2 protein-coding genes are annotated in these 14,103 nt (G+C 66.2%); one reads left to right on the forward strand and one right to left on the reverse strand.

All coding sequences use genetic code 11. The annotated features are described in order from the left end of the window. The first annotated feature begins 150 nt into the window (after positions 1-150). A complete protein-coding gene (locus FH041_RS02520) occupies positions 151-13,101 on the forward strand; it encodes a non-ribosomal peptide synthetase (RefSeq protein ID WP_140174149.1) in 12,951 nt (4,316 codons plus the stop codon). 243 nt (positions 13,102-13,344) lie between these two features. Here FH041_RS02520 and dsbG read toward each other — a convergent pair whose 3' ends face one another. After that, positions 13,345-14,103 (reverse strand): thiol:disulfide interchange protein DsbG, encoded by a 759-nt coding sequence (gene dsbG / locus FH041_RS02525; RefSeq protein ID WP_049695658.1) that lies wholly within the window; start codon positions 14,101-14,103, stop codon positions 13,345-13,347.

Genomic DNA, 14,103 nt, shown 5'->3' on the forward strand with positions numbered 1-14,103 from the left:
GTACGCCCGTCTTTTCTCCCACAGGCCCGCGCTTCGTTAATTTCTGCCCCCCGCCATCCGTTCCCCTCTGTACATCCCCGGCCGCTGATGCTGTCCGCCCCTGCAGGTGGCCACACCGGCCCGCCCACCTCGACACCGGCAGGAACACCCATGACGCATGCCTTCGAACTCCCGACTTCGCTGGTCCAGGCCCTGATGCAACGCGCCGCACAGAGCCCGGACAAGATCGCCTTGCGCTTTCTGGCCGATGCGCCCGGCGAACAGGCCGTGCTCACCTACCAGGCGCTCGACCAGCGCGCGCGCGCCATCGCGGCTGCGCTCCAGGCACGGGCCGCATTCGGGGACCGTGCCGTACTGTTGTTCCCTAGCGGCCCGGACTACGTGGCGGCCTTCTTCGGCTGCCTGTACGCCGGCGTCATCGCGGTGCCGGCCTACCCACCGGAGTCCGCACGCCAGCACCACCAGGAGCGCCTGCTTTCGATCATCGACGACGCCGAGCCGCGCCTGCTGCTGACCGTCGCGGCATTGCAAAAAAGTCTCCAGGGCCTGGAGGCGCTGCAAGCCGCGCAGGCCCCGGAGCTGCTGGCCGTTGACCAGCTCGATCCGACACAGGCGGCGGCTTGGCGCGAGCCTGCATTGCAGCCCCATGACATCGCGTTCCTGCAATACACATCCGGTTCCACGGCCTTGCCAAAGGGCGTGCAGGTCACCCACGGCAACCTGGTGGCGAACGAACAGCTGATCCGCCACGGCTTCGGTATCGATCTGAACCCAGACGACGTGATCGTCAGCTGGCTCCCGCTCTACCACGACATGGGGCTGATCGGCGGGCTGCTGCAGCCGATCTTCAGCGGCGTACCCTGCGTACTGATGTCGCCTGGCTATTTCCTGGCACGGCCGCTGCGTTGGTTGCAGGCCATCAGTGAGTACGGCGGCACCATCAGCGGCGGCCCCGACTTTGCGTACCGGCTGTGTAGCGAGCGGATCAGCAAGGCTTCCTTGGCAGGGCTCGACCTGAGCCGCTGGCGAGTGGCGTACTCGGGTTCCGAGCCGATTCGCCAGGACAGCCTGGCCACCTTCGCCGACACCTTCCAGGTCTGCGGCTTCAACCCACAAAGCTTCTTCGCCAGCTACGGGTTGGCAGAGGCCACGCTGTTCGTCAGCGGCAGCCGCCGCGGTGAGGGCATCGGCGCCTTGGCGCTCGATGCCCAGGCCTTCGCCGAAAACCGTGCCGAGCCCGGTGAGGGCAGTGTGGTGATGAGTTGCGGCTGGCCACAGCCCGGCCATGCGGTACGCATCGTCGAACCCCGGCAGCGCCAGGTGCTGGCGGACAATGAGGTAGGGGAAATCTGGGCTGCCGGGCCAAGCATCGCCCACGGGTACTGGCGCAATGTCCAGGCCAGCGCTCAGACGTTCGTCGAGATGGATGGCCAGCGCTGGCTGCGCACAGGCGACCTGGGTTTCATGCGCGGCGGCGAGGTGTTCGTCACCGGTCGCCTGAAAGACATGCTCATCGTGCGCGGGCAGAACCTCTACCCGCAGGACCTGGAAAAGACCCTTGAGCGTGAGGTCCCTACGCTGCGCAAGGGGAGGGTGGCCGTGTTTGCCGTCGAGCACGAGGGTGAGCAAGCCATTGGCGTGGCCGTGGAAATCAGCCGTAACGTGCAGAAGACGACCGCCCCCGATGCACTGATCAAAACGCTTCGTCATGTTGTCGCCGATGCGTGCCGCCAGGCCCCGGCCGTGGTCCTGTTACTCAACCCAGGTGCCTTGCCCAAGACCTCCAGCGGCAAACTCCAGCGCTCGGCCTGTCGTCTGCGCATGGACGATGGCACCCTCGATTGCTACGCGCGCTTTCCACAACCCGCTTTGCCGGCCACCGAGACCGTGACCGGTGAAGGGTTGCAGGCGCAAATCGCGCGTCTTTGGTGCGACATTCTCAAGGTCGAGGCGGTGGCGGCGGACGATCATTTCATGCTGCTGGGCGGCAACTCCATTGCCGCCACCCAGGTCACGGCAGCGCTGGCCGACGCCTTGGGCATCGAGTTGAGCCTGCGCACCCTCTTCGAGGCCCCAGTGCTGGCCGACTACACCCAGGCGGTTGCTGCAAGCCTTGCCCAAGGCCAGCAAGCGGGGGCCATCGACCTGTTGCCCCGCGACAGGCCACTGCCCCAGTCGCTGGCGCAGAACCGCCTGTGGCTGCTTTGGCAACTGCAGCCGCAATCGGCTGCCTACAACATTCCTGCTGGCCTGCAACTGCGCGGGGCCCTGGATGAACCTGCTCTGGAAGCCGCCCTGCAGGCGCTGGTAGAGCGCCACGAAGCCTTGCGTACGGTGTTCAGCGAAGCCGACGGCCAGCCATGGCAACGCGTCCTGGCTCACCTGCCGGTGAACCTTCAGCGGCTTGACTTGCAGGGGCAAGCGCCCGAGCAGGTCGACAGTCAGCGAGAGGCCGAGGCCTGCCTGCCGTTCGATCTGCAGAGAGGGCCGCTGCTGCGCCTGACGCTGGTCCATCTGGACGAGGAGCATCACCAGCTTTGGGTAACCCTGCACCACATTGTTGCCGATGGCTGGTCGCTCACCTTGCTCATGGACGAGCTGGCGCGTCTTTATGCGGCTTATTGCCAGGGCCTGGAACCCAAGCTGGCACCGCTCGGGCTGGGCTACGCCGACTACGGTAACTGGCAGCGCACCTGGTTGGCAGAGGGTGCAGCCGAGCGTCAGCTCGCCTACTGGCGCGATCAGCTGGGCGATGCGGCGCCGGTTCTGGACCTGTGCACCGACCACCCCCGCGCCAGCCAGCGTGGCAACCACGCCGCACGCCTGAACGTGAAGGTGCCTGCGCACTTGTCCCAGGCCCTCAACGCCTTGGCACATCAACACCAATGCAGCTTGTTCATGGTGCTGCTGGCGGGTTGGCAGGCGCTGCTGCACCGTTATACCGGCCAGGCCGACATCCGGGTCGGTGTGCCCAATGCCAACCGCTCGCGCCTTCAAAGCCAAGGGCTGGTCGGTTTCTTCATCAACACCCAGGTGCTGCGCGCTCAGGTACACGGCCGACTGCCGTTCGCCGAATTGCTCGGCCAGGTGCGCCAGGCCACCCTTGACGCACAGGCCAACCAGGACCTGCCGTTCGAGCAGTTGGTCGAGGCGCTGCCCCAGGCCCGTGAACAAGGCCTGTTCCAGGTCATGTTCAACCACCAGCAACGCGATCTGTCGGCGCTGCGGCGCCTGCCGGGTCTGCTGGCCGAAGAGCTGCCCTGGCACAGCCGGGAAGCCAAGTTCGACCTGCAACTGCACAGCGAGCAAGATCACCAGGGCCGTGTGCGCCTGGCGTTCGACTACGCCAGCGAACTGTTCGAGCAGGACACGGTGGCGCGGCTTGCTCAGCACCTGTTGAGCCTGTTCGAGCACGTCTGCGAAACGCCGCAGCTGCCCATCGGCGAAGTCCCCCTGCTGGATGAGGCGAGCCGTGCACGCTTGCTGGACTGGGGGCAAGCGCCGGCTGCGCAGCCGCCACAGCTGCTGGTCGAGCAGCTCAATGAGCAGGCTCGCCTGCACCCGCAGCGCACGGCACTGGCCTGGGAGGGCGGCAGCCTCGGTTACGCCGAACTGCATCAGCAGGCCAATCGCCTGGCCCATTACCTGCGCGACAAGGGCGTGGGCCCCGATACCTGCGTGGCCATCGCCATTGAGCGCTCGCCCCAGCTGCTGGTAGGCCTGCTGGCCATCCTCAAGGCCGGCGGCGCCTATGTGCCGCTGGACGTGGATTACCCGGCCGAGCGTCTGGCCTTCATGCTGGCCGACTGCAATGCCGGCCTGCTGCTCAGCCACAGCAGCCAATTGGCCACGCTGCCGCACGTGCAGGGTGTTGGCGTGATCGCGCTGGACCAACTGCACCTGGACAACTGGCCGAGCCAACCGCCCCGGCTCCACCTGGACGCCGACAACCTGGCCTACGTGATCTATACCTCCGGCTCCACCGGCCAGCCCAAGGGCGTAGGCAACACCCACGGGGCGCTCGCCGAGCGGCTGCAGTGGATGCAGGCGACCTACGCACTTGGCGCGGACGACGTGTTGATGCAGAAGGCACCGATCAGTTTCGATGTTTCGGTGTGGGAATGCTTCTGGCCGCTGATCACCGGCTGCAAGCTGGTACTTGCCGGTGCCGGTGAGCACCGCGATCCGCAGCGCATCGCAGCGCTGGTGCAGGCCCATGGCGTGACCACCCTGCATTTCGTGCCACCTTTGTTGCAGGTATTCGTCCAGGAGCCCCAGGCTGCGGGCTGCAGCAGCCTGCGCCGCCTGTTCTCCGGCGGCGAGGCGTTGTCGGCTGCCTTGCGCGACCGGGTCTTGCAGGTGCTGCCACAGGTGCAGCTGCACAACCGTTACGGCCCGACCGAAACCGCCATCAACGTCACCCACTGGCATTGCACCGCCAGCGACGGTGGGCATTCGCCCATGGGCCGCCCGTTGGGCAATGTGCTGTGTCAGGTGCTGGACGATGAGCTGCACCTGAGTGCACCTGGGGTGCCGGGCGAGCTGTACCTGGGTGGCACGGGCTTGGCCCGTGGCTACCTGGGCCGCCCTGGCCTGACGGCCGAGCGCTTCGTGCCCCAGCCTGGCGGCAATGGCCAGCGCCTGTACCGAAGCGGCGACCGAGTGCGCTGGTTGGTGCAGTACCCGGCGCTTGAGTACCTGGGCCGCCTCGACCACCAGGTGAAAGTACGTGGCTTCCGCGTGGAGCCCGAAGAAGTGCAGGCCTGCCTGCTGGCCCAGGCCGGCGTCGAGCAGGCGGTGGTGCGGGTTCATCAGGACACCGTCGGCGCACAACTGGTGGGTTACTACAGCGGCACTGCCGAATCGGGCCCCTTGCTCGCGGCGCTTGCCGAGCAACTTCCGGCCTACATGGTGCCCGCACAGCTGATGTGGCTGGCGCAGATGCCGCTCGGCCCGAGCGGCAAGGTCGATCGCAAGGCATTACCGGCGCCTGTGTGGCAGCAGCGTGAGCACATCGAGCCACACAGCCCCTTGCAACGGCAGGTCGCGGCCATCTGGTGCGAGGTGTTGGGCCTGCCCCAGGTCGGCTTGCAGGACGATTTCTTCGCCCTAGGCGGGCACTCCTTGCTGGCGACGCAAATCGTCTCGCGCACGCGACAGGCCTGCGACGTCGAGCTACCGTTGAAAGCCCTGTTCGACGCCAGCGAGCTGGGCGCCTTCTGCGCTGAAGTCGCACGCATCCAGGCCAGCGGTGAACGCAATGCGCAAGGCGACATCCCGCGCGTGGATCGCCGTCAGGCGGTACCGCTTTCCTATTCGCAACAGCGCATGTGGTTCCTTTGGCAAATGGAGCCCAACAGCCCGGCCTACAACGTCGGCGGCATGGCGCGCCTGCGCGGCACCCTGCATGTAGATGCCTTCGAGCGGGCGTTGCACGCGCTGGTCGTGCGTCACGAAACCCTGCGCACCACCTTCCCCAGCATCGAGGGCGTGCCTTATCAATGCGTGGCCGACGACAGCAACCTGCAGCTGGCCTGGCAAGATTTCAGTGCACTGCCCGACGCTGCCCGCCAGCAGCGCCTGCAACAGCTGGCCGACCAGCAGGCACACCAGGCGTTCGACCTGGAGAGTGGCCCCTTGCTGCGTGCCTGCCTGGTCAAGCTGCAGGAGCGCGAACACGTCTTCGTGCTCACCTTGCACCACATCGTCACCGAAGGCTGGGCCATGGATATCTTTGCCCGCGAACTGGGCGAGCTGTACGAAGCCTTTGTTGACGACCGTGAGTCGCCGCTGACGCCCTTGCCCGTCCAGTACCTGGACTACAGCGTATGGCAACGGCAATGGCTGGACAGCGGAGAGGGCGCTCGCCAGCTGGCTTACTGGAAACAGCGGCTGGGACAAGAGCACCCGGTACTGGCGCTGCCCACCGACCGCCCTCGACCTGCCGTGCAAAGCCACAAGGGCGAGCTCTACAGGTTCGAGCTGGACCCTGCGCTGGTGCAGCGCGTGCACACCTTCAACAGCCAGCGTGGCCTGACCTTGTTCATGACCATGACCGCCACCCTGGCGGTGCTGTTGCACCGCTACAGTGGTCAGCGCGACCTGCGTATCGGCGCCCCGGTGGCTAACCGCATCCGCCCCGAGAGCGAAGGGCTGATCGGTGCCTTCCTCAACACCCAGGTGCTGCGCTGCGAGCTGGACGGCCAGATGACCGCTGCCGAGGTGCTCGAGCAGGTGCGCCAGGCCGCCATCGAGGGGCAGTCCCACCAGGACTTGCCGTTCGAACAACTGGTCGAGGCCTTGCACCCGCCGCGCAGCAGCGCCTACAACCCGCTGTTCCAGGTGATGTGCAACGTGCAGCGCTGGGCCTTCCAGCAAAGCCGTACGCTGGCCGGCATGCAGGTGGACTACCTAGTAAACGACGCAGCCGCCACCAAGTTCGACCTCTACCTGGAGGTCACGGACCTTGATGGCCGTCTGGGCTGCTGCCTGACCTACAGCCAGGACCTGTTCGACGCGCCACGCATTGCCCGCATGGCCGCGCATTGGCAGCAGTTGCTGATCGGGCTGCTGGACCAGCCGCAGCAACGCCTGTGCGAACTGCCGATGCTCAGCAGCGCCGAACAGCAGGGGCTGGTCGCGCAACTGCGCGGCGAGCCGGTCAGCACGGCGCGGCATACACTGCATGGGCTGTTCGCGGCCCAGGCGGCCGAAGACCCGCAAGCACGGGCCCTGACGTTCGCCGGCCAGCACCTGAGCTACGCCGAGCTCGATCAGCAGGCCAACCGCCTGGCCCGCGCCTTGCGCGAGCGCGGTGTCGGCCCGCAGGTGCGGGTGGGCGTGGCGCTCGAACGCTCGCTGGAAATGGTCGTCGGCCTGCTGGCAGTACTGAAGGCCGGTGGCGCCTATGTACCGCTTGACCCGGAGTACCCGCTGGACCGCTTGCGCTACATGATCGAGGACAGCCAGGTCGCCGTACTGCTCAGCCAACGCCGCTTGCTGCAAGACCTCGGGCCGCTGCCGGAGCACCTGGCCTGCTGGAGCCTGGAAGACGACCAGCCTACGCTGGGCGCCTATAGCGAGGCGCCGCTGGACGATGTCAGCCTGGCGCAGCACCCGGCTTATCTGATCTACACCTCCGGGTCCACCGGCAAACCCAAAGGTGTGGTGGTCAGCCATGGCGAGTTCGCCATGCACTGCCAGGCAGTGATCCAGGCGTTTGGCATGCGCAGTGACGATTGCGAGCTGCATTTCTATTCCATCAACTTCGACGCGGCCAGCGAACGGCTGTGGGTGCCGCTGCTGTGTGGCGCACGTGTGGTCATCCGCGCCCAAGGGCAGTGGGGCGCCGACGAGATCTGCCAGCTGGTGCGAGAGCAACACGTCAGCGTGCTGGGCTTCACGCCCAGCTACGGCAGCCAGTTGGCTCAGCATCTGGCCGTGCAGGGCGAGTGCCTGCCGATGCGCCTGGTGATCACCGGGGGCGAGGCGTTGACCGGCGAGCACCTGCAGCGCATCCGCCAGGCCTTCACCCCTGATCAGCTGTTCAACGCCTACGGCCCCACCGAAACCGTGGTCATGCCGCTGGCCGCCCTGGCCCCGCAATCGCTGGCGGCCGACCTGGGCAGCGTGCCCATCGGGCGGGTGATCGGCCAACGCACGGCCTACATCCTCGATGATGACCTGGCCCTGTTGCCCCAGGGGGGCATCGGTGAGCTGTATGTGGGCGGCGCCGGCCTGGCCCAGGGCTACCACGACCGTCCTGGGCTGACCGCCGAACGCTTCGTCGCCGACCCCTTCAGCCACACCGGCGGGCGCCTGTACCGCACCGGCGACCTGGTGCGCCTGGGTCAGGATGGCCTGGTGGAGTACATCGGGCGCGCCGATCAGCAGGTGAAGATTCGCGGCTTCCGCATCGAGCTGGGTGAAATCGAAAGCCGCTTGCAGGCCCATGCCGATGTGGATGAAGCGGTGGTCATCGCCGTTGACATGCAGGGCGTGCGGCAACTGGTCGGCTACCTCGTGAGCCAGCACGCCGCTGGCGACCCGCATGCCCAGCAACAGCTGCGCGAAGCCGTCAAAGCCCATGCCCATCAGCATCTGCCGGACTACATGGTGCCGGCGCACCTGGTGCTGCTCGATTCCCTGCCGCTGATGGGCAATGGCAAGCTGGACCGCCGGGCCTTGCCGCTGCCCGACCTCGACCAGGCTCGCCAGCATTACCAAGCACCGACCAATGATGTGCAAGCGCAATTGGCGCAGGTCTGGGGTGAGGTGCTCAACGTCGATCAGGTCGGTGTTCAGGACAATTTCTTCGAACTGGGCGGTGACTCGATCCTGTCGATCCAAGTGGTGAGCCGCGCGCGGCAGGTAGGCCTGCAATTCTCCCCGCGTGACCTGTTCCAGCACCAGACCATCCAGGCCCTGGCGGCCATCGTGCAGCCGGTGCAGGTCACCGACAGCATCGAGCAAGGCCTACGCCAGGGCAGCGCACAGTTGACCCCGATCCAGCACTGGTTCTTCGACAGCGCGTTGGCGCAGCCGCAGCACTGGAACCAGGCCGTGCTGTTGCAATGCCGCGTGCCGCTGGATCAGACCCGGCTGCACACCGCGCTGGCCGCCCTGGTGGAGCACCACGACAGCTTGCGCCTGCGTTTCAGCGATGCTGCTGGCCATTGGCAGGCCGAGTACGCCCAGCCTGATGATCAACAGCTGCTGTGGTCGGCCACGGTCGCCGACCTGGACGATTGCCAGGCGCTGTACACCGACCTGCAACGCAGCCTCGACCTGCAGCGCGGTCCCTTGCTCCGTGCCTTGCTGGTGAGTGACGGGGAGGGCGAACAACGCCTGGCATTGACCATCCATCACTTGGTGGTCGACGGCGTTTCCTGGCGCATCCTGCTCGAAGACTTGCAGGCGCTGTACCGAGGCCAGGCCCTGCCGGCCAAGACCCATGCCCCAGGTGACTGGGCGGCGCGGCTGGCAGCCTATGCCAGCAGCGATTCGCTGCGTGACGAGCTGGGCCAGTGGCAGGCCCAGGTGGGTGAGGTACGCCATGAGCTACCCTGCGATCATCCCCAGGGCGGCAACGTGCAGCGTCATGCCCGGACCGTGACCATCGGCCTGGATGCCCAGCAGACCCGCCAGTTGCTGCAGCAGGCGCCTGCGGCCTACCACACCCAGGTCAATGACCTGCTGCTGACGGCACTGGCCCGCACCCTGTGCCAGTGGACGGGCCAGCCGCAGGCGCTGGTGCAGTTGGAGGGCCATGGCCGGGACGGGTTGTTCGAGGACATGGACCTGACCCGCAGCGTCGGCTGGTTCACCAACGCTTATCCGTTGAGCCTGTCCCCCCTGGCAGGGGATGATGACCAGGCACGGGCGGCGTCCATCAAGCGCATCAAGGAGCAGTTGCGCCAGGTGCCGCACAAGGGCCTTGGCTACGGTGTGCTGCGCTACCTGGCGGACCCGGCAGCGCGCGAGCAAATGGCGGCCCTGGCCCAAGCGCGCATCACCTTCAACTACCTGGGGCAGTTCGACCAGCAGTTCGACGACGGCGCGCTGTTCACGCCGGTGGACGCGCCGGTGGGCCTGGCCCATGACCCGGATGCGGCGCTGCCCAACTGGCTGAGTGTCGATGGCCAGGTCTACGGCGGTGCGTTGCAACTGCGCTGGACATTCAGCCGCGAACGCTATGAGCCGCACACCATCGCCACGCTGGCGAATGCCTATCGCCAGGAACTGGTGGCGCTGATCGACCATTGCCTGGCAGACGGGCAGGGCAGCTACACCCCCTCGGACTTCCCCCTGGCGCACCTTACCCAGGCGCAGATCGACGCGTTGCCCGTGCCGGCCAACCTGATCGAGGACGTCTACCCCCTGACCCCAATGCAGGAAGGCATGCTGCTGCACACCCTGCTCGAACCCGGCACGGGCCTGTACTACATGCAGGACCGCTACCGCATCAGCAGCGCACTCGACCCGCAGCGCTTCGCCCAGGCCTGGCAACAGGTGGTGGCGCGGCATGAGGCCTTGCGCGCCTCGTTCAGCTGGAACAGTGGCGAGGCCATGCTGCAGATCATCCACAAGCCCGGGCAATTGGCCATGGATTACCAGGACTGGCGCGACCTGGACGACGCCGACCAGGAGGCTCGCCTGCAAGCCCTGCACAAGCAGGAGCGCGAAGCCGGCTTCGACGTGTTGCACACGCCGCCGTTCCACCTGCGCTTGGTGCGAGTGGCCGATGCGCGCTACTGGTTCATGATGAGCAACCACCACATCCTCATCGATGCCTGGTGCCGCTCGCTGCTGATGAACGACTTCTTCGAAATCTATCAGGCGCTGGGCGAGGACCGACAGGCGCAACTGCCGGTGCCGCCGCGCTACCGTGACTACATTGGCTGGCTGCAGCGCCAGGGGTTGGACGACGCGCGTGCCTGGTGGCAGGCCAACCTGGCCGGCTTCGAGCGCGCCACGGCGCTGCCAAGCGATCGTCCGTTGCGCCATGAGCATGCGGGCAGCGGCATGGTCGTCGGTGATTGCTACACGCGCCTGGCGGTCAGTGAGGGCACTCGCCTGCGCGAGCTGGCCCAGGCTCACCAGTTGACCGTCAACACTTTCGCCCAGGCGGCCTGGGCCCTGGTGCTGGCGCGCTACAGCGGCGAGCGCGACGTGGCCTTCGGCGTGACCGTGGCGGGTCGGCCGGTGAGCATGCCGCAGATGCAACGCACCGTCGGCCTGTTCATCAACAGCGTGGTGCTGCGTGTGCAGCTGCCAGCGGTTGGCCAAGGGTGCACTGTGCGCCAGTGGTTGCAGGGTTTGCTGGAGCGCAACATGGAATTGCGCGAGTACGAATACCTGCCGCTGGTGGACATCCAGGCGTGCAGCGAACTGCCCAAGGGCCAGCCGTTGTTCGACAGCCTGTTCGTGTTCGAGAACGCCCCGGTGGAAACCGCCGTGCTCGACCACGCCAAGCACCTGGATGCTACCTCCGACTCAGGTCGCACCCACACCAATTTCCCGCTCACCGCGGTCTGTTACCCAGGTGATGACCTGGGCCTGCACCTCTCGTTCGACCAGCGCTACTTCGACTACCCGACCGTCGAGCGCTTGCTGGCCGAATTCAAGCGCCTGCTCCTGGCGCTGGTCCAGGGGTTCGACGAACAGGTGCAAGCCTTGCCGCTGGTGGGCGCCGAGGAACAGCGTTTCTTGCTCCAGGCATGCAACGACACTCAGCGGGCTTACCCCCTGGAGCAGAGTTATGTCGCGCAGTTCGAGGCGCGCGTGGCCGCCCATCCCCAGCGTACCGTGGCCCGGTGCCTGGACGCCGAGTACGACTATGCCAGGCTGAACCTGGCGGCCAACCGCCTGGGCCATGCATTGATCGGGGCTGGTGTACGGCTGGATCAGCCGGTGGCCCTGCTGGCCGATCGCGGCCTGCCGCTGCTGGGCATGATCGTTGGCAGCTTCAAGGCCGGTGCTGGTTACCTGCCGCTGGACCCAGGCCTGCCACCTGCGCGCCTGCAAAGCATCCTTGAGCTCAGCCGGGCGCCGGTGCTGGTGTGCAGCGCGGCCTGTGCCGAGCAGGGGCAGGCCTTGCTGCAAGCCCTGAACCCTGGCGTACGGCCCCAGTTGTTAGTGTGGGAAACCGTCCAGACCTGCACCATGGACAGCCACAACCCTGGGGTCCACAGCGGCCCGGACAACCTCGCTTACGTGATCTACACCTCAGGCTCCACCGGCTTGCCCAAGGGCGTGATGGTGGAGCAGCGCGGCATGCTCAACAACCAGCTGAGCAAGGTGCCCTACCTGGCGCTGACCGAGCACGATGTCATTGCGCAGACGGCGTCGCAGAGCTTCGACATTTCGGTGTGGCAGTTCCTGGCCGCGCCGCTGTTCGGCGCCCAGGTTGAAATCGTGCCCAACGCCATTGCCCACGATCCCCAGGGCCTGCTCACCCATGTCCAGGCCACCGGCATCACCGTTCTTGAGAGCGTGCCATCGCTGATCCAGGGCATGCTTGCCAGCGAACACCAGGCGCTGGACGGCCTGCGCTGGATGCTGCCTACCGGCGAAGCCATGCCACCGGAGTTGGCGGCGCAATGGCTGCAACGTTACCCACGGATCGGCCTGGTCAACGCCTACGGGCCAGCGGAATGTTCGGATGACGTGGCGTTCTTCCGTGTCGATGCCGACTCTACCCAAGGCAGCTACCTGCCCATCGGCACCCCGACCGACAACAACCGGCTGTACCTGCTGGGCGATGAACAGCAACTGGTGCCCTTGGGGGCCGTGGGCGAGTTGTGCGTGGCGGGTACGGGTGTGGGCCGTGGCTACGTGGGCGACCCGGCACGCACGGCGCTGGCGTTCATTCCCCACCCTTACGGTGCAGCAGGCGAGCGTCTGTACCGCACCGGCGACCTGGCCCGCCAGCGGCCTGACGGTGTGCTCGAGTACGTAGGCCGGATCGATCACCAGGTGAAGATTCGCGGTTACCGTATCGAACTGGGAGAAATCGAGGCCCGGCTGCATGAGCAGCCGCAGGTCCGCGATGCAGCGGTCGCTGTGCAGGAAGGTGTCAACGGCAAGCACTTGGTGGGTTACCTGGTGCCTCACCACGGGGTCACGGGCGACGACACCGTGCTCGCTCAGCTCAAGGCACGCCTGCGCGCCGAGCTGCCTGAGTACATGGTGCCCCTGCATTGGGCCTGGCTTGAGGCCTTGCCTCACAATGCCAACGGCAAGCTCGACCGCAAGGCCCTGCCCGCCATCGACATCGGCAGCCAGCACAGCCAGGCCTATCAGGCACCGCGCAGCGACCTCGAGGGCCTGCTGGCCGGTATCTGGGCCGAGGTGCTCAAGGCCGACCGGGTCGGTGTGCACGACAACTTCTTCGAACTGGGCGGCCACTCGCTACTGGCCACCCAGATTGCCTCGCGGGTGCAGAAGCAACTGCAACTGAACGTGCCACTGCGGGCGATGTTCGAGTGCAGCACGGTGGCGGAACTGGCCGTGTACGTGGAGGGGCTGCAGGGCAGTGCGCTGAATGAAGACAAGGTGGATCGGTTGAGTGACTTGATGGCGGAGTTGGAGGGGTTGTGAGGGGCGGCGGGCGATGAGCAATCGTTCGTCCGTTCAAGGGCTAACGAAGTCGCAGGGGCTGCGGGGCTGAAGTCCTGATGCTGCGGTGCGGCCTCTCGCGGCCGGTCCAGCGCCCCGGTGAGGCCGCTCCCAGGAATGAGTGGCTTTTGGATTCAGTGCGAAGCATCACGGGCAAATCCCAGGCTGTTTGCACTGCACCTTGAGACTCTAATTCCCAGGGACTTCAGCGCGTATTCCCGTTATTCACCGCTTACCCAAAATCGTCCCCAACATCTCAGGCCGCGGTGCCCCTTGCTGGCTGTGCACCTTGCCTTCACTGTCCCGGTAGAAGATCGCAGGAGTGGCCTGCAGGCCCATCTCCTGCATCAGGGCCATGTTGAAGGCGAGCTTTTGCTGCACCTCGGCCGGCACCTTGTCCAGGGCCTTGAGGGTGCTGGCCTTGCCGGCTTTCTCGTGCTGCTGCAGCGCCTTGGCAGGGTCCTTGGCGGCGAGCAGTGCTGCCGACTTACCTGGGCTGTCTTCACGGATGATACCCACCATGATGTGGCGCAGCTGCACCTTGCCCGATTCCACCCAGGGGCGGGCCTGTTCCCAGAACATGTTGCAATACGGGCAGTTGGGGTCGCTGAACAGGTAGATCTTGCGCGGTGCATCGGCCTTGCCGTCGGCGATCCAGGCGGACTTCTCCATCTTTTGCCAGAACGCCTGGGTCATGGGGCCGTAGACTAGCTTCTCCAGCGGGGCGGCGCTCAGGTCCTGGCCCTGCTCGTCGAACAGGTTGCCCACCAGCACGTGCTTGCCGTCAGGGGTCAGGTACAGGGCCAGGGGGTTGTTCTGGTACTCGGCGGCATAGCCGCGCAGGCCGTCGGGCGCATCGAAGCTGCCCTTGATCACGGCGCCCTTGCTTTGCAACTGCTGGACCGCCTTGGGCAGGTCTTCGGCATACAGGGCGGGGCTGGCAAGCAAGCAAGCGGTGAGCGGGAAGAGTGCAGGCAATCGCAT

Origin of the sequence: Pseudomonas sp. SWI7 (assembly GCF_006351945.1) — a bacterium.
GTDB classification, from domain to species: Bacteria; Pseudomonadota; Gammaproteobacteria; order Pseudomonadales; family Pseudomonadaceae; genus Aquipseudomonas; species Aquipseudomonas fulva.